The organism is Streptomyces sp. CRN 30 (genome assembly GCF_034105845.1).
Genome location: NZ_JAVRHI010000517.1, coordinates 1 through 23,353, shown reverse-complemented (window position 1 = coordinate 23,353; position 23,353 = coordinate 1). Strand labels below are relative to the sequence as shown.

General features: G+C 73.1%; 16 protein-coding genes and 1 pseudogene. 4 read left to right on the top strand and 13 right to left on the bottom strand.

Features of this window, described 5'->3' with window-relative positions; all coding sequences use genetic code 11:
• Positions 1 to 25: 25 nt before the first annotated feature.
• The 3 genes from UW392_RS60725 to UW392_RS60715 form a co-directional block, all read right to left on the bottom strand.
• Complete coding sequence (locus UW392_RS60725; RefSeq protein WP_320784088.1) at positions 26 to 784, bottom strand: NUDIX hydrolase; 759 nt, start codon at positions 782 to 784, stop codon at positions 26 to 28.
• A 131-nt stretch (positions 785 to 915) separates the two neighbouring features.
• A complete protein-coding gene (locus tag UW392_RS60720) occupies positions 916 to 2,811 on the bottom strand; it encodes a glycogen debranching N-terminal domain-containing protein (protein ID WP_320784087.1) in 1,896 nt (631 codons plus the stop codon).
• A 626-nt stretch (positions 2,812 to 3,437) separates the two neighbouring features.
• Entirely contained in the window at positions 3,438 to 5,078 is a 1,641-nt protein-coding gene (locus UW392_RS60715) for a DUF4192 domain-containing protein (RefSeq protein WP_320784086.1), read from the bottom strand.
• 246 nt (positions 5,079 to 5,324) lie between these two features.
• Here UW392_RS60715 and UW392_RS60710 point away from each other — a divergent pair, with 246 nt between their 5' ends.
• Positions 5,325 to 7,496 (top strand): RecQ family ATP-dependent DNA helicase, encoded by a 2,172-nt coding sequence (locus tag UW392_RS60710; RefSeq protein WP_320784085.1) that lies wholly within the window; start codon positions 5,325 to 5,327, stop codon positions 7,494 to 7,496.
• A 290-nt stretch (positions 7,497 to 7,786) separates the two neighbouring features.
• Positions 7,787 to 8,410 carry a hypothetical protein gene (locus UW392_RS60705; protein WP_320784084.1) on the top strand — a complete coding sequence of 208 codons (624 nt, stop codon included), beginning with the start codon at positions 7,787 to 7,789 and terminating at the stop codon, positions 8,408 to 8,410.
• Positions 8,411 to 8,602: 192 nt separating this feature from the next.
• Here UW392_RS60705 and UW392_RS60700 read toward each other — a convergent pair whose 3' ends face one another.
• From UW392_RS60700 to UW392_RS60680, 5 genes and pseudogenes are all read right to left on the bottom strand, one after another.
• Positions 8,603 to 9,232 (bottom strand): hypothetical protein, encoded by a 630-nt coding sequence (locus UW392_RS60700; protein ID WP_320784083.1) that lies wholly within the window; start codon positions 9,230 to 9,232, stop codon positions 8,603 to 8,605.
• Positions 9,233 to 9,300: 68 nt separating this feature from the next.
• Positions 9,301 to 10,002, bottom strand: coding sequence for a ribonuclease HII (locus tag UW392_RS60695; protein ID WP_320784082.1), 702 nt, complete (start codon positions 10,000 to 10,002; stop codon positions 9,301 to 9,303).
• 388 nt (positions 10,003 to 10,390) lie between these two features.
• Entirely contained in the window at positions 10,391 to 11,293 is a 903-nt protein-coding gene (locus tag UW392_RS60690) for an ADP-ribosylglycohydrolase family protein (protein ID WP_320784081.1), read from the bottom strand.
• A 12-nt stretch (positions 11,294 to 11,305) separates the two neighbouring features.
• A pseudogene (locus UW392_RS60685) lies at positions 11,306 to 11,964 on the bottom strand (histidine phosphatase family protein).
• A 116-nt stretch (positions 11,965 to 12,080) separates the two neighbouring features.
• A complete protein-coding gene (locus UW392_RS60680) occupies positions 12,081 to 12,686 on the bottom strand; it encodes a YdbC family protein (RefSeq protein ID WP_320784079.1) in 606 nt (201 codons plus the stop codon).
• 153 nt (positions 12,687 to 12,839) lie between these two features.
• Here UW392_RS60680 and UW392_RS60675 point away from each other — a divergent pair, with 153 nt between their 5' ends.
• Positions 12,840 to 13,373, top strand: coding sequence for a TerD family protein (locus UW392_RS60675; RefSeq protein ID WP_320784078.1), 534 nt, complete (start codon positions 12,840 to 12,842; stop codon positions 13,371 to 13,373).
• Between the two features lie 110 nt (positions 13,374 to 13,483).
• Here the strand turns inward: UW392_RS60675 and UW392_RS60670 are convergent, their stop codons facing one another.
• Together UW392_RS60670 and nrdR are read right to left on the bottom strand one after the other, a co-directional pair.
• On the bottom strand, positions 13,484 to 16,387 hold the full coding sequence (locus UW392_RS60670) for a vitamin B12-dependent ribonucleotide reductase (protein ID WP_320784077.1): 2,904 nt from the start codon (positions 16,385 to 16,387) through the stop codon (positions 13,484 to 13,486).
• A 158-nt stretch (positions 16,388 to 16,545) separates the two neighbouring features.
• A complete protein-coding gene (gene nrdR, locus UW392_RS60665) occupies positions 16,546 to 17,091 on the bottom strand; it encodes a transcriptional regulator NrdR (RefSeq protein WP_320784076.1) in 546 nt (181 codons plus the stop codon).
• Between the two features lie 554 nt (positions 17,092 to 17,645).
• Between nrdR and lexA the strand changes: the two genes are divergently transcribed.
• Entirely contained in the window at positions 17,646 to 18,422 is a 777-nt protein-coding gene (gene lexA / locus UW392_RS60660; protein ID WP_320784075.1) for a transcriptional repressor LexA, read from the top strand.
• A 101-nt stretch (positions 18,423 to 18,523) separates the two neighbouring features.
• On the opposite strand, the gene UW392_RS60655 is transcribed toward lexA, so the two are convergent.
• The 3 genes from UW392_RS60655 to UW392_RS60645 form a co-directional block, all read right to left on the bottom strand.
• Entirely contained in the window at positions 18,524 to 20,560 is a 2,037-nt protein-coding gene (locus UW392_RS60655) for an ATP-dependent DNA helicase (protein WP_320784074.1), read from the bottom strand.
• A 99-nt stretch (positions 20,561 to 20,659) separates the two neighbouring features.
• Entirely contained in the window at positions 20,660 to 21,433 is a 774-nt protein-coding gene (locus tag UW392_RS60650) for a GNAT family N-acetyltransferase (protein ID WP_320784073.1), read from the bottom strand.
• A 2-nt stretch (positions 21,434 to 21,435) separates the two neighbouring features.
• Complete coding sequence (locus UW392_RS60645; RefSeq protein WP_320784072.1) at positions 21,436 to 22,914, bottom strand: diaminobutyrate--2-oxoglutarate transaminase family protein; 1,479 nt, start codon at positions 22,912 to 22,914, stop codon at positions 21,436 to 21,438.
• Positions 22,915 to 23,353: the final 439 nt, after the last annotated feature.

Here is a 23,353-nt window from a genome sequence, read left to right as displayed (position 1 = left end):
GGGCCGGGCGGGGCGGCCGAGTTCCTCAGACCTCGGGGCGCAGCATCGGCGGGTTGAGCAGCGTGGCACCACCCGCGCGGAACAACTGGGCGGGCCGGCCGCCCTGGCGCGTGGTCGTGCCCCCGGTCGGCACGAGGAAGCCGGGCGTACCCGTCACCTTGCGGTGGAAGTTCCGCGGGTCCAGGACCACGCCCCACACGGCCTCGTAGACACGGCGCAGCTCACCGACCGTGAACTCGGGCGGACAGAAGGCTGTCGCCAGCGAGGAGTACTCGATCTTGGAGCGGGCGCGCTCGACGCCGTCCGCCAGGATCTGCGCGTGGTCGAAGGCGAGCGGCACGACCGGTTCACCCTCACGGCCGTGACCGCTCTGCCGCAGCAGTTCCTCCACCGGGGCCCACCGCGCGCTGTTGGCGTCGCCGCCCGCCCTGGGCGCCGGCAGGTCGGGGGCGAGGGCGAGGTGGGCGACGCTGACCACACGCATCCTCGGGTCGCGCTTGGGATCGCCGTACGTCGCGAGTTGCTCCAGGTGCGCACCGTTGTCCTGGGCCGGGCCCGACGGGTCGTGGGCGCGCAGTCCGGTCTCCTCGGCCAGCTCGCGCGCGGCGGCCTGGGACAGGTCCTCGTCGGACCGGACGAACCCGCCAGGGAGCGCCCACCGCCCCTGGAACGGCTGCTCCCCCCGCCGCACCGCCAGTGCGCACAGGACGTGGCGGCGCACGGTCAGCACGACCAGGTCCACGGTGACGGCGAAGGGCGGGAAGGCTGACGGGTCGTAGGGCATGCCGCGATCATAGTCGTCTTCCTGACGATAAACACTCCCTTCGCCGACCTCACCGCCACCTGATCCACGGCTGTCCGCCGTGCCCCTCACCAGCGACTGCCGGGGGGCGCTCCCACTTGCGTCGGCCGAGGTCACACCCCCAGCTGCAGTCCGTCGGCCGCTTCCTCCACCATCGCCAGTCCGAGTCTGCTGACGCGCACCGAGAAGGAGGCGCCCGCGACCCGCAGTCCCGTGAACCCGACCTCTCCCAGCGGCGCACTGCGCACGGGGCGCAGCGTCACCGTGCCCGCCGGGGCGTCGGGACGGATCCCGGCGAGGGCGGTCAGCATCAGCACCCCCGCGGCCGCGGCCGTCGCGGCGGGACGGCAGGCCGCCGGGTGGGGCAGCGGGGCGCCGCCCTCCGTGCGCTGCTCCCCCGCGTACATCTCGGGCAGCCGGTGCCCGAAGGCCTCCGCCGCCGCCAGCACGCCCCGGAGCAGCGAGCTCGCCTCCTTCTCGTACCCGGCGGCGGCCAGCCCCGCGACCGCGACCGCCGTCTCGTGGACGCGAACGGACCCCGCGCGATGCCCGAAGGGGTTGTACGCCGCTTCCTTCGTGCCCAGCGTCCGCAGCCCCCACCCGGAGTCCATGGCCGGTCCGCCCAGCAGCCGGGCGAGCTGCTCGGTCCGTACCCGGTCGAGCAGCCCCGGGGCCGGCGTGCCGGAGCCGAGCAGCCCGGTGTCGAGGAGGTGGGCGGCGGCCGCGCCGAGGTGCGGAACGGGTCGCCCGTCCGGGGTACGGGCCGCCGCCGGCCTGCCGCCGCCCCGGTCCTCGACCCAGAAGTCGCCGTGGAACGCGGTGCGCAACTCCCGTGCCCACTCCCGCAGCTCCGCGCCGCCCGGTCTGCCGTACGTGTCCAGGAGATCGGCGCCCAGCACCGCCGCCCTGTGCGCGTGCGCCTGCACCTCGCAGCGCAGCGGTCCGCCGGGGCGCGGGTCGGGCAGGTAGGGCCCGTCACCGGCGGCTCCGCGGAGCCACCGCAGACAGCGCTCGGCCGCCGGCAGCAGCTCCTCGGCCTCCGGTTCGGTGAGGCCCCAGCGCCGGGCCTCCGCGAGCAGCACCGGGAACAGCAGGGTGGCCTCCGTACCGGTGCAGCCCGGCGGCAGGTACGGGCCCGCGTCCCGCAGCGGCCCGGGGATCCGGCCGTGGTGCGGCCCCGGCCCGGCGAGCTGGGTGCGGGCCAGGGTGCGCAGCGTGCCCGCGGCCAGACGGGTGCCGAGCGGCAGCGCCATCCTGGCGGCGGCCAGGGCGTCGGCCGGGGCCATGCCGCAGCGCCAGGGCACCCCTGCCGCCGGATACGCGTCGGACGGGCCGGCCGGATCGCGCAGCAGGAGCGCCCGCAGGTCCTGGACGCAGCTGTGCAGCAGGGCCTGCACCCGGGGGTCGTCGCCGGCCGCCGTGGCCTGGGCGATCGGACCCATGACCCCGTGTCCCACCGATCTGACGGCCCTCGCGCCGTCCGGCCGTACGCGCAGTTCCACGCTGCGGGTGCCGCCGGGCGGGAGTTCCAGCTCCCAGCGCAGCAGCCCCGCGGAGGCGAGGGCGTCGGCGGGCGGCGGATCGGCGGTGACGGCCGCGTGCCCGGTGGCGCTGGACCAGCGCAGACCGGAGTCGTGCACGCTGGCGGGCAGTTCGGGACCGGCCCGGCCGGAGGCGATGGCGCCCAGCTCCGCGAGGTCCGTACCGAGCGCCACCTCGACGGGCAGCCGCAGGGGGCGCAGCGCGGCACTGTGCAACGTGATGCGTTCCGTGCCGTCCGCGTACCGCAGGCGCTCGACCATGACCTCCGGATCCGGGCCGGCGTCGGCGGACACCCGGAGCGTGCCCGTGAACCGGGCCCGGTCCGCGGCGACCATCCGCGCCTGCACCGCGAGCGGTTCCCGGCCGGCCACGCGCACCTGGCAGCGGGAGAGCATGCGCCGGCCCGCACGGTAGAAGCCCTCCAGCCCCTGGCCGGTCAGCTGGCCCTGCGCCGTGGAGAGAGCCATGCCGGGGAGGGCCACGCAGATCAGAGCGGTATGGGCGGGCGGCAGGTCGGCGGGCCGCCGCGGGAACGGAGCCGGGACGGGAACCGGGTGCGCCACCGCGCGCTCGAGCGGAGGGCGGCCGATGACCGGGAGCCTGGTGGGTGAACGGTCGGTGTCCGCCGGGCCCGACGACGGCCGGCACGCTTCGGGAAGGCCGGTCGACGGGCGGACCGGGCCGGTGGCCCGGAGCGGCAGGTCACCCCTGTCCGAGCTGTCCACCCTGTCCACGAGTTGGCGCCGGGCTCGGTGGCCGGTGCCCGCCCCGCGCGCCGCGGGGCTGTCGAGCTCTTCGGTCCGCTGCGCCGAGGGGCCGTCCCCGCGGGAGGGCGAGCGGTCGCCGTCGGGGGCTGAGGGCGGGGTGAGCAGTGACATCAGTCGGCTTCTCCTGCGCTCTCGACGCGCCTGCGGTGTGCTCGGCGCCGGGTCTGGGGCTCCGGTGCGGACGGGTGCGGTGCGGCGGTACGGGTCGGCCACGGGTTCCGCCACTCAGGTGAACGGAGGGGGTCTCAGCCGGGTCACGGCCCGATCCGAAAAGCCGACCGAATGGCGGTGATCAACGGGCGGGGCGAGCCGCGCCCGCGCCGTGTTCACGTCCGGCCCGTCCCGGCGCGACCGCCGTTGCCGCCGTGGGTCCGAGCCCGGCCGCCGGTACCGTCACCGGCGCCTTCGCGAGCGTTGCCGTCCGCACCGCCGCGCGCGCTCCTTCCCGGGGTGTCACTCGCCCTCCGCCGGGTGCCGGCCTTCGCGGGGGGCCGACGGGTGGCGCGGGCAGCGGCACCCGGCTCGGTCCGGGTCCGGCGCCGACGGCTCGGTGCGGAGCCGTCCGTACGCCCCTGGGTGTTCCGCTCGCGCCCACCGTCGGTTCCGGCGTCCGCGGGGACGGTGCGGTCGTCCCGTGCCGTACGGAGGCAGCGGCGCACGGACTCCGGGTCGAGTCCTTCGTTGCAGGCCTGGTGCAGGAGCCGGGCGAAGAGGTAGTCCGGATCGGCGGCGAGCGCCATGGCCAGCGCCTCCCTCGCCTCCAGTTCGTCGCCGGAGGACCACGCGACCCAGCCCGCGAGCGTGAGCGGGGCAGCGGCGTGCTCCCCGTACGAGCCCACGCAGCGGCGGGCGAGGGTGCGCCAGAGGCGGAGGGCCGGGCCCGCCTGCGCACCCTCCATCCACTCGGCCGCGCGGTCGCGGGTCGTGCGGTCCTGCAGGCCGAGGATCAGGGTCGCGGCCTCCTCCTGGCTCACGAGTTCGTCGTCACGGAGGTCTGCCCGGTGCGTCCCGGAGGCCGGCGGGGCTTCCGCGAGGCGGCACAGGAGGCGGCCCGCGAGTGCGAGCGTCTCCTCCGCCACCTCCCCGCGGCTCCCGTCCCGCAGGATGCGGGGCAGGAGCAGCGCGTCGGCGGCGTCGAGCGCGGCCTCCTGCCGGGGCGCCGCCGCGGTCTGCCACGGGGTCAGCCGGTCCCTCAGTTCTCGCAGGGAGCCGCGTACCCGCAGCCCCGCGTAGGTCGCCGCGGCCGCGAGGACCGAGGTGCCGGGCAGCCCCATCACCCCGCCCTCGGCCGGACAGCAGCCGTTGCCGGGACAGCAGTACGACCAGAAACGGCCGTCGGAGATGCACAGCGCCTCGACCACGGGCACGTCGTACCTGCCGCAGGCCAGGCGCAGCAGTTGCGCCAGTGGCCGCAGCCGCTCCATGACGTCCCGCCCCGACTCCCCGGCGCGCGGGTCCTGGCAGAAGAAGGCGACCAGGCTCTCCGGCCTGGCTCCGCGACGCTCACTGCCCGTCACCAGTCCGTGTGACAACTGCTCGGCCACGGCGGCCCAGTCGTCGGCCTGGGCCGGGATGCCCAGCCTGGCCCGCCCGCCGAACCGGCCGCGCCCGTCCCGGTCGTGCACCGCGACGAGCACGATGCTGTCCTCGGGCCGGTACCCGAGCAGGTAGGGCAGGGCGTCGGCCAGTTCCGCCGGCGTCCGCAGCGTGACCTGCTGCTCACCGCACGGACCGGTGGGGGCGCCATGCCCTCCGTACACGTCGGCCGTACCGTGGCGGGGGAACGCCGCGGGACGCTCGTGCACCGGGACGGCACCGGAGTCGTCGCCGGCCGTGCGCTCGCGGAGGTGCTCGTCGCCTCCCTCTCCGGGCGTGGGGTTCCCCTGCCCACCCTGCCCGCTTCGCTCGCCCTGCCCGCTGATGTCGTCGTCGCCGGAGCGGCCGGCCGCTTCGCTGTGGTTCGTCATGCCGTGACCATCTCGCGGATGCCGAGCTTCCGCTTGCACCTGTGGACAAGTCACCTCATGGGCACGACAAACACGTCCCGGTCGACATGGTCACCTCGGCCGTTGTCCACAGTCCGCCCGGCCGAGACCGTGCTTCGATACGCGCGCGCCACCTCCGTGACGCCGTCGTCCGACGCCGCGGCGCTGACAGGCGCGCACCCGGCCCATGTCGGCCGTCGGCGGCGCGGACCGGGAAGAATCCCGTCCATGGAACATGACACCAGGGCAGAACTGCGCGACCTCGCGGACACGGTCCTCCGCAGGCTGATCGCAGACCCGACGGGCCGGGCCCGGCTCCGTGAGGACCAGTGGCGGGCCGTGGAGGCGCTCGTCGCCGACAAGCGGCGGGCGCTCGTCGTGCAGCGCACCGGGTGGGGGAAGTCGGCGGTCTACTTCGTGGCCACCGCCCTGCTCAGGCAGCAGGGCGCCGGACCCACGGTCATCGTGTCGCCGCTGCTCGCCCTCATGCGCAACCAGGTGGAGGCGGCGGCGAAGGCCGGCGTGCGGGCCCGCACCATCAACTCGTCCAACCCCGAGGAATGGGAACAGATCACCGCCGAGGTGGCCACCGGGGGCGTGGACGTCCTGCTGGTCAGCCCGGAACGGCTGAACAACCCGGACTTCCGGGACAACGTCCTGCCCGCACTGGCCGCGGCCACCGGGCTCCTGGTGGTGGACGAGGCGCACTGCATCTCCGACTGGGGGCACGACTTCCGCCCCGACTACCGCCGGCTGCGGACCATGCTCACGGACCTCCCGCCGGGCGTCCCGGTGCTCGCTACCACCGCCACGGCCAACGCCAGGGTCACCGCCGATGTCGCCGAGCAACTGGGGACCGGCACCGGCTCGGACGCCCTGGTGCTGCGCGGCCCACTGAACCGCGACAGCCTCTCCCTGAGCGTGCTGGAGATGCCGGACGCCGCCCGGCGGCTGGCCTGGCTCGCCGAGCACCTGAGGGACCTGCCGGGGTCGGGCATCATCTACACGCTGACTGTGGCGACCGCCGAGGAAGTGGCGTCGTTCCTCCGCGACGAGGGGTACGACGTCGCCTCCTACACGGGCCAGACGGAGAACGCGGACCGGCAGCAGGCCGAGGAGGACCTGCTCGCGAACAAGGTGAAGGCCCTCGTCGCCACGTCCGCGCTGGGCATGGGCTTCGACAAGCCGGACCTCGGGTTCGTGGTGCACCTCGGTTCACCGTCCTCCCCGATCTCCTACTACCAGCAGGTGGGACGGGCCGGCCGAGGGGTCGACCACGCGGAGGTCCTGCTGCTCCCCGGCCCGGAGGACTCCGCGATCTGGCAGTACTTCGCCTCACTGGCCTTTCCGCCCGAGGAGCAGGTACGGCGCACCCTCGACGTGCTCGCGCAGGCCGGACGCCCGCTCTCGCTGCCGGCCCTGGAGCCCTTGGTGGACCTGCGCCGCTCCCGCCTGGAGGGGATGCTCAAGGTCCTCGACGTCGACGGGGCGGTCAAGCGGGTCAAGGGCGGCTGGACCGCCACGGGGCAGCCGTGGACGTACGACTCCGAGCGGTACGCCTGGGTGGCCCGGCAGCGGCAGGCCGAGCAGCGGGCCATGGTCGAGTACGCGGCGACCCCCGGGTGCCGGATGGAGTTCCTGCAGCGCCAGCTCGACGACGAGACGGCCGCCCGGTGCGGCCGGTGCGACAACTGCGCCGGCCCCCGGTTCGACGCCGAGGTGTCGGACTCCTCGCTCGACGCGGCCCGGGGCGAGCTGAGGCGTGCGGGTGTCGTCGTCGAGCCGCGACGGATGTGGCCGACGGGGCTGGCCGCGATCGGGGTGGACCTGAAGGGGCGGATCCCCGCGGGGCAGCAGGCGCTCCCGGGCCGGGCGCTCGGACGGCTCTCCGACATCGGCTGGGGCAACCGGCTACGACCCCTGTTCGACCCGCGGGCGACCGACGGGCCCGTCCCCGACGACGTCGTGCACGGCGTGGTGGAGGTGCTCGTCGGCTGGGCCAAGGGGCCGGGGGGCTGGGCGTCGGGCGCGGCGGACGCCATGGCGCGTCCGGTGGGCCTCGTCCGTCTCCCGTCGCGCACCCGGCCGGTGCTCCTGCGGACCCTGGCGGAGAGGGTCGGTGAGGTCGGCCGGCTCCCGGTGCTGGGGGAACTGGAGTACGCCCCGGGGCACGACGGTCCCCCGCTGTCGCGCTCCAACAGCGCCCAGCGGCTCAGGGGGCTGCTCGGGACGCTCACCGTCCCGCCCGCGCTGGAGGAGACCCTGCGGGCCGCGGACGGCCCCGTGCTGTTCGTGGACGACCTCACCGAGACGGGATGGACCCTCACGGTGGCGGCCCGGCTCCTGCGCGGCGCCGGGGCCGACGACGTGATGCCACTGGTGCTCGCCGTGCAGGGCTGACCCACAGGACGGGGAAGGACGGGGAAGGACGGGGCTGATCCACCGCGAAAAGGGCGCCCCTGGTCAACACACGCATCGCCCGGGAACCCACAGCGCAGGGATATAGGCGACAGATCACCAGAAAGCGGTCGGCTGCCACGATTGCTCGTTGCCGCAACGAAGTTCGACGGGAAGAATTGAAAGTCCGCTCCCCGCGCGGTTTCTCCTGTTCGGCCAGGGCTCCGCCGCGGCGTGCGCTCCCCACGTCCGACTCTCGCCCGCAGTGTGGGCGCGTAGCCGAAGGGAGGACCGTGACCTTCGGATTCGCTCCGTCCCCGGCGGCCGGCACGTCGACCCCTGCCGACCTGTACGCCGCTTCCGTCAACCCGGTGGCCCGCATACTCGAACCCGCGGAGTGGGCCGCCGCCGGAATTCCCCTGCTGCGCAACCCCCGGGACGTCGTCGGCGGACTGCACGCACGCCACCGGCCCCGGCCGGCCACCGCGGTCGTGGCCGTTCTCGATCCCGACGAACGGCTGCTGGCGAGCGCGTCGTTCGTCCGTCGTCCGGCCCCCGCGGACGGCTGGATGTTCCGCAACGCACTGCTCGCACAGCTGCGCCGGGTGATCCCGCACGACCTGCGGCGACGCACTCCGGTACGCACGGCGGTGCTGCTCTACTGCCGAGACGGGGACGGGCGCTGGACGGAGGAGGACGGTGCGTGGATGTGGGGGCTGCGGGACGCCTGCACGCTGCACGGGCTGCGCTGCGGGGCGTACATCACGCTGACGCGTGACGGCTGGCAGGTCCTGGGCGAGGGCCGTGGCGGGCGCCGCCCGCACGCGGACTCGCCGGCGGAGCCCTTCGCCGCCCCGCCACCGCCGCGCACCGGGGGCGCCGCGTCGGAGGTACTGCGCCGGGCTGCCGCGCGTTGAGTCCGGCGGTGCACGCACTGGCGGCTCACACACCGGCAGCACACGCACGGGCAGTACACGGCGCACCCCGCGCCCCGGCGCACCCCGCGCCCCGGCTCAGCCGGTGCTGGGCGAGAGGTGCGAGGGCGCGCAAGGCGCGGGGTGTGAGGGGAACCGGGCGTGGAGGCCACGGACCGCGGCCCCCGGAGTCGCTCAGACCCCGGCGCCCAGCACCGAGTTGATGCGCTGCGGGTCCCCGCAGACGATCAGCAGCGCACCGGCGCGTGCGAGCGCCAGCGGCAGCGCCTGTCCGGCGGCCTCGTCGGGGCCGCCGTTGACGGCGACCACGACGACGGGACGGGGCTTCGCCCGGCCGGCGACGGCGACGTCCGTGTAGAAGACGTCGTCGCCCGCGTCGTGCTGCGCCCAGTAGGCGGCTTCTCCGAAGGACAGCTCGTGCGCGGCCCACGGGTGCGGTTCGCCGGTGGTGATCACCAGCACTTCCCCGGGCACGCGGCCGGACTCGAGCAGCAGGTCGACGGCTTCCTCCGCGGCGTCCAGCGCACCCTCCGGCGCAGCCGGGATCAGCTGGATCTGCGGGGTGGCGGAAGCGGTGTCGGCAGCCGGGGCGGACGGGGGCGTCGGCTTGGCCGCGGCGGTCTCGCGCGGTGCGCGTTGGCCCGGCATCGGCCGGACGGGTCCCGGACGGCCGGGACGCGCCGGAGCCGCGGGGCGGGGACCGGGTACGGGACGAGGGGTGGGCGCGACGCGGCCGCTGGCCGGAGTGACGCGCGAACCCTGGGCACTCTCGTGAATCTGAGGCTCCTCGGGAATGAGAGGCATGAGTTGATGGTAATCAAACGCCGGTGCGACTCGCGTCGGCGGGTGGCACATGAGTGCGAACAGAACTGTCAGAAATCGAAGCCGAGCTGACCCTCGATCTCCGGAACGCTTCCGTCCGCACGGTCGCGGACCTTCTTGAGGTGCCGCCACTGGGGCAGCGCATCAAGATACGCCCACGACAGCCGGTGGTAGGGGGTGGGTCCCCACTCCGCCAGCGCGGCCTTGTGCACGGGTGACGGGTACCCGGCGTTGGCCGCAAAACCGAAGTGTGCATGGTTCATACCCAGTTCGGCCATCATTTTGTCGCGCTGGACCTTGGCGATCACCGACGCCGCCGCGACGGCCACGCACGACTGATCTCCCTTGATCACCGTACGTACCCGCCAGGGCGTCCCCAGGTAGTCGTGCTTCCCGTCGAGGATCACCGCGTCGGGCCGTACCGGCAGGCCTTCCAGCGCGCGGCAGGCGGCGAGCCGCAGGGCGGCCGTCATACCGAGCCGGTCGATCTCCTCGGGAGAGGCGTGCCCCAGGGAGGAGGAAGTCACCCAGGTGCGCAGTTCCTCGGCCAGCTCGGTGCGCCTCTTGACGGTGAGGAGCTTGGAGTCGGTGAGGCCCTGCGGCGGTCGGCGCAGGCCCGTGACCGCCGCGCAGACGGTGACGGGGCCGGCCCACGCACCGCGTCCCACCTCGTCGACACCGGCAATGACCTTGGCGCCGGTCGTGGCGCGAAGTGAGCGCTCGACGGTGTGAGTAGGCGGTTCGTACGGCATGACGGCCCTAGCCTACGCCGCCCCGAATCCCGCTCCGCACCCGGCCACCCCTGACGCCACCGAGGGCCCGGCCGGGGCCCGTCAGCCACCTTCCGGCCGCGGCAGCGGAAGCGTCGACCGGACGGCCGTATCCTTGGCGTTCCGCTCACTCCGTTCGCTCACGCACACCTTGGATCGGCGCATCACCACGCCCGGAACGACCTCAAAACATAGCTGTTCGCCGCGCCGGGGCGCACCTCCCCCTGCACCTGGACCCGCCCCACGCACGGATGGTGAGCGCGCGCGACGGCCTGCCGCACGACTCCATGCCCCCTTCGGCGATCCCTCACCGGAAGCGTTCGGCCCGAGCGGTGTCGCAGTCGTGAACGGCCGAGCGCGGCGCGGAACGCTAACCCTCCGGCACCCAGTCCGGCAGTGCCTCCGTCCGTCCCACCCACTCGCCGGGCGGCGCGCCCGCCTCCGCGGAGGCGATGATCCCACCGACGACGGCGCAGTTCGTGTCCACGTCACCACCCGCCCGGGCCGTCGTCCAGAACGCCCGCTCGTAGTCGCCGAGGGCCCGCGCGGCCGACCAGAGCGTGAACGGCACGGTGTCGTGCGCGGTCGTGCGCCGGCCGCAGCCCAGTACGGCCGCGACCGTGCGCACGTCCTCGTAGTCGAGCAGGTCGCGGGCGCGACGCAGTCCGGCGGCCACGGCGCTCCTCGGCACCAGGGCGATCACGCCGTCGAGCAGCGCCCCTGCGCCCGGCGGCCCCGTGGGACCGGCCGCGAGGGCGGCGGCCGCCGCGACGGCCATGGCTCCGGCCACGGCCTCGGGATGCTGGTGGGTGGGGTACGCCGAAATCTCCGCCTGGTGCGTCGCCTGTTCGGGGTCGTCCGCGTACCAGGCGCCCAGGGGCGCGATGCGCATGGCCGCGCCGTTGCCCCACGAGCCCTGGCCGTTGAACAGCGCGGGCGCCAGCTGCCGCCAGTCGCCGCCCTCCCGGACCAGCCGCAGCAGCCGGTTCACGGCGGGTCCGTACCCGCGGTCGAAGTCATGGCGCCGCGCGAAGGAGCGGGCCAACTCGTCCTGGTCGATCCGGTGGTGGGCCGCGAGCACGGCCACCACGGAGCAGGCCATCTCCGTGTCGTCCGTCCACTGCCAGGGCGCGGGCGGTGCCTCACGGCGCTGGAGCAGCGGGTGGTGCGCGGGCACGAGGAACTGCGAGCCCAGCGCGTCCCCGACCGAGAGTCCGCGCAGGCTCGCCAGGGCGCGCGCCAGGCGCCGGTCCGGAGAGGAGTGAGCGTTCATCGCTCCGTCACCCTAGCCGGTGGCACCGTACGGGCCGCTCACCGCCAGCGCCCGAAGGGCCGGTCGAGCGCGTACCTGCCGTCCTCCCCGAGCAGCAGCATCCGCACCTCCGCGTTCCCGGGGTTGGACAGCGACTCGAACTCCGCGACCGACCAGTGAAACCAGCGCATACAGAACAGCCGCATGGCCAGACCGTGGGTCACCAGGAGCACGTTCGGCGGATGGTCGGGGTCCTCGAAGCTGCGGAACAGGCTCTCCAGGAAGCCGCCGACCCGGTCGTACACGTCGGCCCCGGACTCGCCCTGCGCGAAGCGGTAGAAGAAGTGCCCGTAGGCGTCCCGGTAGGCCTTCTGCAGCCGTACGTCCTCGCGGTCCTGCCAGTTGCCCCAGTCCTGTTCGCGCAGCCGCGGCTCCTCACGGACCCGCACCCGGTCGGAAGCGAGGCGGAAGGCCTGGAAGGTCTCGTGGGTGCGGCGGTACGGGGAGACGTACGCGCTGACGTGCTCCAGGCCGAACACCTCACGGAGCGCCTCGCCCGTCTCCTCCGCCTGCCGCCGGCCTCGTTCGGTGAGCGCCAGTGCGTGGTCGGGGCGGCGTTCGTACACCGTGTCGTCGGCGTTGCCCTCCGACTCGCCGTGCCGGACAAGGACGATGCGCCGTGGTCGTGCCATGCCGAAACCCTAGATCGAGTGACGGCCGATCGAGCACCCGTACGGGCTCCATACGGTCTAGATCACACAGCTCCCGCGCTTCACGGGAGGGGTGCCGCGCCCGGACGACGAGCGCCTCACACCGTCCAGCCGGGCTCCAGTTCCACGATGTCGCCCGCCAGGGCCGCGACATCCGCTTCGAGCTGCGTTCTCAGGGCGAGTCTCTCGACTCTCTCCGCACGGTACTTGCCGTGCTCGGCGGCCGACCGCCACATGGAGAGGATGAGGAACTCGGGCCCGGGCGCCTCGCCGAACAGGCCGCGCAGCATGCCGGGCGAACCGGCCATCGCGGGGTTCCACACCTTCTCCTGCATCAGCGTGAAGTGCTCGGCGCGCTCCTCGTGCACCCGGCAGTGCGCCACCCGCACCACGTCGGCGTCCCCGAAGCGCGGCTCGAAACCGGTCTTCACGTCGAAGCGGTGGTCGAACAGCTTGGCCTGCTGGTCCTTGAAGGTGCCCGACTGCGAGGCGGCGAGCCGGTCGTGGGAGCGCGCCATGAAGGAGTCGTAGAAGGTGCGGTTCTCCCAGAACGAGAAGACGTGGGCCACACCGGGGCGCCCACGGCTCCAGCCGCCGCCCTGCCCACGGAAACCCGGCTCCCCGGGAAGCCCCGCCCACTTCCGCTGCCCCCGTTCGAACCCCCGACGGTCCACCACGGTGCAGCGTGTCCACTTGACCAGCACCGCGCCATGGTAAGGCCACCGGACGTGGCGCCGGTCACGCGCGGACGGAGCGCACCTGAGCGAACGTCCCGCGCGCGTGCGAGGATGGACAACTGATCACGGCTGCGCGGCAGTTCACGCGGCGGACAAACACGGCACGGGGAGGGAGATCCGGTGGAAGGCCTCAACAAGGGCGTCGGCAAGGTCGAGGTGGCGGTGAAGTGGGACCCCAGTCCGCTCGGCCGGCCGTCCGTGGACCTGGACCTCCTGGCGGCGACCTACCTGGCGGCGGACCCGCACGGAGAGCCGGGCTACGTGGTGCACCACGACAGCCGCTCCCCCGACGGCACCATCACCCTCAGCCGGGACAGCAAGACCGGTCAGGGCTTCGGGTGGGACGAGGTCATGGTCCTGGAGCTCGACCGGCTCGACGCGCGCTACGCGCGCGTGGTGGTCGGCGTCGCCATCCAGCAGCAGAACGGGAAGAAGGCGTTCGCCGACATAGGGCACCCCGGGCTGCGCATCCGGGAGGGGTACGACGTCCTGGACGAGCACGACTTCGGCGGCGCCCGCGAGGCGACGGCCGCGACCGTGGCGGAGTTCCTGCGCGACGAGGCCGGCGTGTGGAGCTTCCGCCCCGGCCTCCAGGGGTACGACACGGACCCCGCGTCCTTCGCCCGGATCATGGGCGCGCCCCGGCGGCCCTGAGAGCCTGGGTGACGCTCGCGCGCCTGCCTGACGCCTGAGTGACGCCGAAGGGCGGCACGGTCGGTGAGACCGTGCCGCCCTTCGACGCGTCAGCGCGTCAGCGCCTCGGGTCAGCTGCAGCCGCTGGTGGAACCGCAGCCCTCGCAGATGTAGCAGGAGCCGGCCCGCTGCATCTTCGTACCGCAGGAGAAGCAGAGCGGGGCGTCGGCCTGGATGCCCAGCTGCATCTCCACCAGCTCGGCGCTGGTGTGGGCCTGCTTCGGGGCGGGCCTGACCCCTTCGTCCTCGGCCTTCGGCGTGGCGACGGCCTTCAGTTCCTGCGCCAGGGGCGCGGACTGGGCGAGGCCCTCGACGTCGACCTCCGCGTCCTCGATGGACAGCTCGTACGAACCGGTCTCGAGGTGACGCTGGCGCTCCTCGGCGGAGTGGATGCCGAGGGCGGAGCGGGTCTCGAAGGGCAGGAAGTCGAGCGCCAGGCGGCGGAAGATGTAGTCGACGATCGACTGCGCCATCCGCACGTCCGGGTCGTCCGTCATACCGGCCGGCTCGAAGCGCATGTTGGTGAACTTCGAGACGTAGGTCTCCAGCGGCACGCCGTACTGCAGACCCACCGAGACGGCGATGGAGAAGGCGTCCATCATGCCCGCGAGCGTGGAGCCCTGCTTCGACATCTTCAGGAAGACCTCGCCGAGACCGTCGTCCGGGTAGGAGTTGGCCGTCATGTAACCCTCGGCGCCGCCGACGGTGAAGGACGTGGTGATGCCGGGACGTCCCTTCGGGAGACGCTTGCGGACCGGGCGGTACTCGACGACCTTCTCGACGGCCTTGCGGATCTCGCCCTCGGTCTTCTCCGCGATCTTCTCCGCCTTGTCGTCCTTCTTCTTGGCGGAGAGCGGCTGGCCGACCTTGCAGTTGTCGCGGTAGATGGCGAGCGCCTTGACGCCCATCTTCCAGGCCTCGAAGTAGATCTCCTCGACCTCCTCGACGGTCGCCGTCTCCGGCATGTTGACCGTCTTGGACAGGGCGCCGGAGATCCACGGCTGGATCGCGGCCATCATGCGCACGTGGCCCATCGCGGAGATGGAGCGCTCACCCATCGCGCAGTCGAACACCTCGTAGTGCTCCTGCTTGAGGGCCGGCGCGTCGATCACGTTGCCGTGCTCGGCGATGTGGGCGACGATCGCCTCGATCTGCTCCTCCTGGTAGCCCAGGCGGCGCAGGGCCTGCGGGACGGTGCCGTTGACGATCTGCATCGAGCCGCCGCCGACCAGCTTCTTGAACTTGACCAGCGCGAGGTCGGGCTCCAGGCCGGTGGTGTCGCAGGACATCGCGAGACCGATGGTGCCGGTCGGGGCGATGACGGACGCCTGGGCGTTGCGGAAGCCGTTCTTCTCGCCGAGGCGGACGACGTCCTGCCAGGCCTCCGTGGCGGCGGCCCAGACCGGGGTGTCCAGGTCGTCCATGCGGACGGCCTTCTCGTTCTCGTCGGCGTGCTGCTTCATCACGCGCTGGTGCGGGACCGCGTTGAGGGCGTAGCCGTCGTACGGGCCGACGACCGCGGCGAGCTCGGCGGAGCGGCGGTAGGAGGTGCCGGTCATCAGGGAGGTGATGGCACCGGCGAGGGCACGGCCGCCGTCGGAGTCGTACGCGTGGCCGGTCGCCATCAGCAGGGCGCCGAGGTTGGCGTAGCCGATGCCGAGCTGGCGGAAGGCGCGGGTGTTCTCACCGATCTTCTCGGTGGGGAAGTCGGCGAAGCAGATGGAGATGTCCATCGCCGTGATGACCAGCTCGACGACCTTCTGGAAGCGCTCGGCCTCGAAGGACTGGTTGCCCTTGCCGTCGTCCTTCAGGAACTTCATCAGGTTCAGCGAGGCGAGGTTGCAGGACGTGTTGTCCAGGTGCATGTACTCGCTGCACGGGTTCGAGCCGTTGATGCGGCCGGACTCCGGGCACGTGTGCCAGTGGTTGATCGTGTCGTCGTACTGGATGCCCGGGTCGGCGCAGGCCCAGGCGGCCTCGGCCATCTTGCGGAACAGGTCCCGGGCCTCGACCTCCTCGATGACCTCGCCGGTCATGCGGGACGTCAGGCCGAACTTGCCGCCCGACTCGACGGCCTTCATGAAGGTGTCGTTGACGCGGACCGAGTTGTTGGCGTTCTGGTACTGGACGGACGTGATGTCGTCGCCGCCCAGGTCCATGTCGAAGCCCGCGTCACGCAGGGCGCGGATCTTCTCCTCCTCCTTCACCTTGGTCTCGATGAAGTCCTCGATGTCGGGGTGGTCGACGTCGAGGATGACCATCTTGGCGGCGCGGCGGGTGGCACCACCGGACTTGATGGTGCCGGCGGAGGCGTCGGCGCCGCGCATGAAGGAGACGGGACCGGAGGCGTTGCCGCCGGAGGAGAGCAGCTCCTTGGAGGAGCGGATCCGGGAGAGGTTCAGGCCGGCACCGGAGCCGCCCTTGAAGATCATGCCCTCTTCCTTGTACCAGTCGAGGATCGACTCCATGGAGTCGTCGACGGACAGGATGAAGCAGGCGGAGACCTGCTGGGGCTGCGGGGTGCCGACGTTGAACCAGACCGGGCTGTTGAAGCTGAAGATCTGGTGCAGGAGGGCGTAGGCCAGCTCGTGCTCGAAGATCTCGGCGTCGGCGGGCGAGGAGAAGTACTTGAAGTCCTCGCCGGCCTTTCGGTACGTCTTCACGATGCGGTCGATGAGCTGCTTGAGGCTCACCTCGCGCTGCGGCGTACCGACGGCGCCGCGGAAGTACTTGCTGGTGACGATATTGACCGCGTTCACCGACCAGAACTCGGGGAACTCGACGCCACGCTGCTCGAAGTTGACCGAGCCGTCGCGCCAGTTGGTCATGACGACGTCACGGCTCGCCCACTCGACCTCGTCGTACGGGTGCACGCCGGGGGTCGTGTGGATCCGCTCGATGCGCAGTCCCTTGGTGGCCTTGGTGCCCTTCGCGCGGGTACCTCGTGCTGCCGGACCGCTCGCCGTCTCTGTCATGCCGCCTCCCTGTATCGGGCTGAAACGCCCTGAAGTGCCACTTTGTTCCGTGGCACGGTGTTCCTGTCATGTGTCGCGGCGCCGCTGGCGCGTCCGCGACAGGTCCTGGTCGCCGCCCGCCGTCGGGACCCCGTCGTTCCGGCCGGGCGGCCCGCCGGTCAGTCGGCGGCGTGGGCGGGTTCGGGAACCTGTCCGGTCCCCCCGGGCCCGCGCCCGGGTTCCGCGCCGGCATCCCCGTCGCCCGCGGCCGGGCGCTTCCCCTGCTCCGCCCTGAGTTCCGCGATGGCGGCCTCGAAGTCCTCCAGCGAGTCGAACGCCCGGTAGACCGAGGCGAACCGCAGGTAGGCCACGGTGTCGAGCTCCCGCAACGGGCCGAGTATGGCCAGACCCACGTCGTGGGTGGTCAGCTCGGCGCTGCCGGTGGCCCGCACCTGCTCCTCGACCCGCTGGCCGAGCTGGGCGAGCGCGTCCTCGGTGACGGGCCGCCCCTGGCACGCCTTGCGGACGCCGTTGATCACCTTGGTACGACTGAAGGGCTCCGTGACACCGGACCGCTTGATCACCATCAGTGAGCACGTCTCCACCGTCGTGAAACGACGGGAGCAGTCGGGACACTGGCGGCGCCTGCGGATCGACGTGCCGTCGTCGGTCGTACGGGAGTCGACGACGCGGCTGTCGGGGTGCCTGCAGAAGGGGCAGTGCATGGAACTCCCAACCCTCCTTCTCAGCAGACTCAACAGCCTCGCCGGGCCACTCGGACCCCGCGAAGCAGCCCCCAGCATAGGCGATACCCACGGGCTCGAAGACCAGGGGGACCACAACTTCTGGGTCACTCCCGCAATCCAAGCACTAGATATAGGGATTGGCCCGTAAACCCGCCCACGCCGCGCGTGTCGCACACGTATCGGCACATGCGGGGGACCGCGCCCGCCCGCGGGTTCCGCGACGCCCCGCACACGGGCGGACACGGGGACGGCGGGCGCGACATGGGAGGGGCCGCGCGGAAGGGGTCCTACGACCCGCCGGCCGGGCGCCGGATGGCAGACTGGGCCGCGCGGCGACGGAGCACACGAGATGCCGTCCCGGCGGCGAAGAGTACACGCAGTGACCTCGTGTGCCCGGCGATCGCAGCCTTACACCCTGATACATGATCACGTCAGGCAATCGGCACTTTTTCACTCGAACGTGTGTTTGGCGCAACCTTTCGAAAGCCTCTACCGTTGTCCAGCACGGGAGAACATCGAGAGGGGCCGACGCCGTGACCACCACCGCAGACAGCGCGACCATCACCGCCCAGGACCGTCCCCAGGGCCGATTCGAGCCGGTGCACGCGATCAACGAAGCCGCGAGTACGGAGGGACCCAAGCGGTCCCTGCCGGGCCGGCCTCCTGGCATCAGGGCCGACAGTTCGGGGCTCACGGACCGGCAGCGCCGCGTCATCGAGGTCATCCGGGACTCCGTGCAGCGGCGCGGCTATCCCCCGTCCATGCGGGAGATCGGCCAGGCGGTCGGCCTGTCCAGCACCTCGTCGGTGGCGCACCAGCTGATGGCCCTGGAGCGGAAGGGCTTCCTCCGCCGCGACCCGCACCGCCCCCGCGCGTACGAAGTGCGGGGCTCCGACCAGACGACGGCGCAGCCCACGGACACCGCGGGCAAGCCGGCCGCGTCGTACGTCCCGCTCGTCGGCCGGATCGCCGCCGGTGGCCCCATCCTCGCCGAGGAGTCCGTCGAGGACGTCTTCCCCCTTCCGCGCCAGCTGGTCGGCGACGGCGAGCTCTTCGTGCTCAAGGTCGTCGGTGACTCGATGATCGAGGCCGCCATCTGTGACGGGGACTGGGTGACCGTCCGCCGCCAGCCCGTCGCCGAGAACGGTGACATCGTGGCCGCGATGCTCGACGGCGAGGCCACCGTGAAGCGCTTCAAGCGCGAGGACGGCCACGTCTGGCTCCTCCCGCACAACGCTGCGTACGAGCCGATCCCCGGCGACGACGCGACGATCCTCGGCAAGGTCGTGGCGGTCCTGCGACGGGTGTGAGACCCGTAGGCGACGGCACACCGCCCCTGATCCGGGCCCCGGAACCCCCTGCGCCGGTTCCGGGGCCCTGTGCTGTCCGCGCTCCGGGACGCGGTGGCCGCTCAGGCCTCTTCCGTCTCCGTGGCCTCTTCCCTCTCCTCAACTTCTTCCGTCTTCTTCGCCGCGGTGTCGATGGCGGCGAGCGACCGGCGCACCTGGTTACGGTCCGTCGTGTACCAGAAGTCCGGCAGTGACGCCTTCAGATAGCTGCCGTACCGGGCCGTGGCCAGCCGCTGGTCGAGCACGGCCACCACACCGCGGTCCCCGGAGGCCCGTACGAGACGGCCGGCGCCCTGGGCCATGAGCAGGGCGGCGTGGGTGGCGGCCACGGCCATGAAGCCGTTGCCCCCCGCCTCCTCGACGGCCTTCTGGCGGGCGCTCATCAGCGGGTCGTCGGGCCGCGGGAAGGGAATCTTGTCCATCACGACGAGCTGGCAGCTGGGGCCCGGGACGTCGACGCCCTGCCAGAGCGAGAGCGTGCCGAAGAGACAGGTCCGCGGGTCCGCCGCGAAGTTCTTGATCAGCTCCCCGAGGGTCTCCTCGCCCTGGAGGAGGATCGGGTACTCGGGGATGCGGGTGCGCAGCTCCTCGGCGGCCAGCTGCGCCGCCCGCATCGAGGAGAACAGGCCCAGCGTCCGCCCGCCCGCCGCCTGGATCAGCTCGGTCAGCTCGTCCAGCATGTCCGCGCGGTCGCCGTCCCGCGCGGGACGCGACAGGTGCTTGGCGACGTACAGGATGCCCTGCTTGCGGTAGTCGTACGGGGAGCCGACGTCGACGCCCTTCCACTGCGGGACGTCCTCGCCCTGGGTGCCCTCGGGGGCCAGGCCCATGGACGCGCCCACCCCGTTGAAGTCGCCGCCGAGCTTCAGCGTCGCCGAGGTCAGGATCACGGAGCGGTCCGTGAACAGCTTCTCCCTGAGCAGGCCCGACACCGACATGGGGGCGACGCGCAGCGATGCGCCGCTGTGTCGATATGCGGCTCCGCCGCGGGGCTCGTGCCGCTCGTACCAGACGACGTCCCACTCGGAGCCGTTGCTGATCCGCTCCGCCACGTCGTGCACGTTCTCCACGGACGCCAGCGCCTGCTTGCGGATCGCGTCCTCGTCCTGGACGGACCTGTCGCGGGTGCTGCCGAGCGCCGAGATCACCGTACGGGCGGCATCGCGGAGCGCCATCAGCGCGTATCCGAGGTCTTCCGGGATCTCCTCCAGCCGGCCGGGCAGGGCCAGCTCCATGAGCCGCTCGAAGCCCTCGGCGGCGGTCTGGAGCTGATCGGCGATCTTCTCGTTCACGAGTTTGGCCGCGCGCCGCACCGCGCGGTTGACCTGCCCCGGCGTGAGCTCTCCGGTGGCCACGCCGGTGACCCGGGAGACCAGCTCGTGCGCCTCGTCGACGATCAGCACCTCGTGCTGCGGCAGCACGGGCGCGCCCTCGATGGCGTCGATGGCGAGCAGGGCGTGGTTGGTGACGACGACCTCGGCCAGCTTGGCGCGCTCGCGTGCCATCTCGGCGAAGCACTCGGCGCCGTACGCGCACTTGGAGGCACCGAGGCACTCGCGGGAGGACACCGACACCTGGCCCCAGGCCCGGTCGGAGACGCCCGGGGTGAGGTCGTCGCGGTCCCCGGTCTCGGTCTCCTGGGACCAGTCGCGCAGCCGCACGAGGTCCTGCCCCAGCCTGCTGGTGGGGGCGGCCGCCTCGAACTGGTCGAAGAGCCCCTCCTCCTCGTCCTGCGGCACCCCTTCGTGCACGCGGTGCAGGCACAGGTAGTTCGACCGGCCCTTCAGCATCGCGAACTCGGGGCGGCGGCGCAGCAGCGGGTGCAGCGCGTCGACCGTGCGCGGCAGGTCCCGCTCCACGAGCTGCCGCTGCAGCGCCAGGGTGGCCGTCGCCACGACGACGGGCTCCCCGTGCGCGAGCGCGGGCACCAGGTAGCCGAGCGACTTTCCGGTGCCGGTGCCCGCCTCGACCAGCAGGTGGGAGCCGTCGTCGATCGCCTCCGCGACGGCTTCGGCCATGGTCACCTGGCCGGGGCGCTCCGTGCCGCCGACGGCGGCGACGGCGGCATGCAGGAGTTCGGGGAGTGAGGGCTTCGTCATAGCGCGACCACCCTACGGCCCGCCACTGACAACCGTGGCCTCGAGGCGGTATCGGGCGGTGTGATCGGGACGGACCGGTGGGGCGGGCCGCCGGCGACGCTACAGGACATGGCGCAGTGCCCGGTCGCGGAGCATGAGGGCGGCCCGTCTGTCGGGCAGGTCGACCTCCGCGGACAGCCGGAACCCCGCGCTGAGGAACGCGGAGACGGAGGGCGTGTTGCGCAGGTCGGGGTCGGCGACGACGCGCGCGCAGGACGGCCGCCTGGCGAGCACGAGGTCCGCGACGGCCCGGAGCAGGGCCGAGCCGATCCCCCGTCCGCGGTCGGCGACACCGCCGATGAGGAGGTGGATCCCGGTGTCGTGCGGCCGGGCGGGATAGTGGCGGGCCACGGGGTGGAGGTCGGCGCGGTAGATCTCCCAGTAGCTCATGGGCGTGCCGTCCAGCACGCCCAGGCAGGGCACGCTGCGTCCGTCCCCTTCGAACTGGTGGCGCACGTGCCGCTCCGTCACGGACCGGGCGCCGGCGAGCTCCCAGAAGGCGGCCACGGCCGGGTCGTTCATCCAGCGTGCGATCAGGGGCAGGTCGCACTCGACCCGTACGGGCAGCAGGCGCAGCTCGCCCACCGGGGTCGGGGCCGGGCCCCAGTCGGCGAGGCGGTCGAGCAGGTCCTCCCCCGCCGCGGCCGTACGGCCTCCGCCCCGGTCCGGCTCGGTGCCGTGGCGGTCGTCCGCCGCCGCGGCGCACGCCTCGTCCTCCTGCTCCTCCAGGAAAGCGAGGTAGTCCTCGCTCAGCCGGAGATCGAGCGTGTCCTCGGCGTCCGGGACGGCGTAAGGCGCGGCGCCGTCGTCGGCGTGCGCGTCGGGGGCCGGCATGTTCACGAGGGTCCTCCGGGCGTCGTGCGGAGCGGTTCCGTGCCCTCGTCCGGCACGCGGTGCGGGTCCGGGCGCTCCCGGGCCACCGCCGCCACGGCGTCCGCCAGCCGGTCGAGCACCGCGTCCGCCTGTTCGTCGGTGAGGGTGAGGGGCGGCAGCAGACGGACGACGGCGGCACGGCGCCCGCCCACGTCCACGATGAGACCGCGCCGCAGGCACTCCTCCCGCACCGCGGCGGCGAGTCCGGGGGCTGCCGGTCGCGGCCCGGAGCCGATGGGCGGGTCCTCCGGACGGACCAGTTCCACGCCGATCATCAGCCCCCGGCCGCGTACGTCGCCCACGCACGCGTACTCCTGCCGCAGGCCGCGGAGGAGGCCGAGCATACGGGCGCCCAGTTCCCCGGCGCGCTCGGCGAGTCGGTTCTCGCGGATGTGGGCGAGGGTGGCCGTGCCGGCGGCCATGGCCAGCTGGTTGCCGCGGAACGCGCTCGCGTGGCGGCCGGGCTGCCAGGCGTCGAGGTCCTCGTGGTGGACCACGACGGCCAGGGGGAGGCTGCCGCCGATGGCCCTCGACAGGACCATCACGTCGGGGACGACGCCGCTGTGCTCCACCGCCCAGAAGCGCCCGGTGCGGCCCACCCCGGTCCGGGCCTCGTCGACGATCAACGGGATCGCACGCGCGGCGGTGATCTCACGCATGCGGCGCAGCCAGCCGTCCGGCGCGGGAACCACCCCGCCCTCGCCCTGGACGGGTTCGAGGATCATCCCGGCGGGCCGGGGCGTTCCGGGCCCCGTGTCGTCGAGCAGGGACTCGGTGAGGCGGGCGCCGAGCTCCGCACCGCGCTCACCGCCCACGCCGAACGGGCAGCGGTGGTCCTGCGGGTACGGCAGCCACGCGACCCGTGCCCGGTCCGCGTCCCCGGCCGCCTCGAGCACCGCCCTGGCCGTCCCGTGCGGGGCGCCCGTGAAGGCGAGCAGGCCGGTGCGCCCGGTCGCCGCGCGCACCAGCTCCAGGGCCGTCGCCACCGCGTCCGCTCCGGTCGGCCCGCAGAACCTCACGCGCGCGTGGTCGGCGAGGGCGGGCGGCAGCGTGCGGAGCAGCTCGGTGGTGAAGGCGTCCCGCACGGGGGTCGCCAGGTCGGGGGCGTGCAGCGGCGCTCCCGAGTCGAGGGCGCCGCGGATCGCCTCCAGCACCACGGGGTGGTTGTGGCCGAGCGCGAGCGTGCCCGCGCCGGACGAGCAGTCAAGGTAGCGGCGCCCGTCGGCGCCCTCGATGGTCAGCCCGCGGGCCCGCACCGGTACGACGGGCAGAGCGTGCGCATAGGTGCGCGCCGCCGGCTCACGGGACGGCGGGCGGCGCGGAACTCCCTCGTGCGCCGGTCGCGCGCCCGCGCCGTCCCGCCCGTCGCCGTCCCCACTCGTTGCGCGCGTTCCCTCGGTCCCGCGCCCCGCGGTGGTCCCCGCGGACTCGGTCACAGCCACGACGACAGTCCCTCCGCTCACGGTGGTGAGTTGGCCGGGGCCCTGCACGCCGACGGCGTCAGGTCCCCCGTCCGTACCAACGAGGCCGCGCACGCCGGGAAGCGGGTGCGCCGAGGACGGTTGCGACGGTGGACGGGCGGCCCTACAAGATCACTCCGTGATGGAACCGTTGCCGTTCCACCGGATGTCCCCCACAGCGACCGCATAGTGTGTGGTGCCGTTCCACGAGCCGCACGCGGAGGCGGCGTACGACGGCCGCTCCGGCAGCGGCGCAGCGTTCTCTTGCCCCAGGGGGAGTTTCAGACCATGCGATCCATACGCCCGCTCTTCGCCGCCCGCCGAGTCCGGGGCGCGCGTCGCGGGAGCTCCCCGGCGCCCGCCGCCGTCGGCCTCGTCGTGGCGCTCGCGCTGACCGCCACGGCCTGTGACGCGGGCGGCG

Excerpts from the sequence above, each read along its gene's own strand:
- UW392_RS60725 (WP_320784088.1), bottom strand. The coding sequence starts at position 784 with ATGCCCTACGACCCGTCAGCCTTCCCGCCCTTCGCCGTCACCGTGGAC.
- UW392_RS60720 (WP_320784087.1), bottom strand. The coding sequence starts at position 2,811 with ATGGCTCTCTCCACGGCGCAGGGCCAGCTGACCGGCCAGGGGCTGGAG.
- UW392_RS60715 (WP_320784086.1), bottom strand. The coding sequence starts at position 5,078 with ATGACGAACCACAGCGAAGCGGCCGGCCGCTCCGGCGACGACGACATC.
- UW392_RS60710 (WP_320784085.1), top strand. The coding sequence starts at position 5,325 with ATGGAACATGACACCAGGGCAGAACTGCGCGACCTCGCGGACACGGTC.
- UW392_RS60700 (WP_320784083.1), bottom strand. The coding sequence starts at position 9,232 with ATGCCTCTCATTCCCGAGGAGCCTCAGATTCACGAGAGTGCCCAGGGT.
- UW392_RS60695 (WP_320784082.1), bottom strand. The coding sequence starts at position 10,002 with ATGCCGTACGAACCGCCTACTCACACCGTCGAGCGCTCACTTCGCGCC.
- UW392_RS60690 (WP_320784081.1), bottom strand. The coding sequence starts at position 11,293 with ATGAACGCTCACTCCTCTCCGGACCGGCGCCTGGCGCGCGCCCTGGCG.
- UW392_RS60670 (WP_320784077.1), bottom strand. The coding sequence starts at position 16,387 with ATGACAGAGACGGCGAGCGGTCCGGCAGCACGAGGTACCCGCGCGAAG.
- nrdR (WP_320784076.1), bottom strand. The coding sequence starts at position 17,091 with ATGCACTGCCCCTTCTGCAGGCACCCCGACAGCCGCGTCGTCGACTCC.
- UW392_RS60655 (WP_320784074.1), bottom strand. The coding sequence starts at position 20,560 with ATGACGAAGCCCTCACTCCCCGAACTCCTGCATGCCGCCGTCGCCGCC.
- UW392_RS60650 (WP_320784073.1), bottom strand. The coding sequence starts at position 21,433 with ATGCCGGCCCCCGACGCGCACGCCGACGACGGCGCCGCGCCTTACGCC.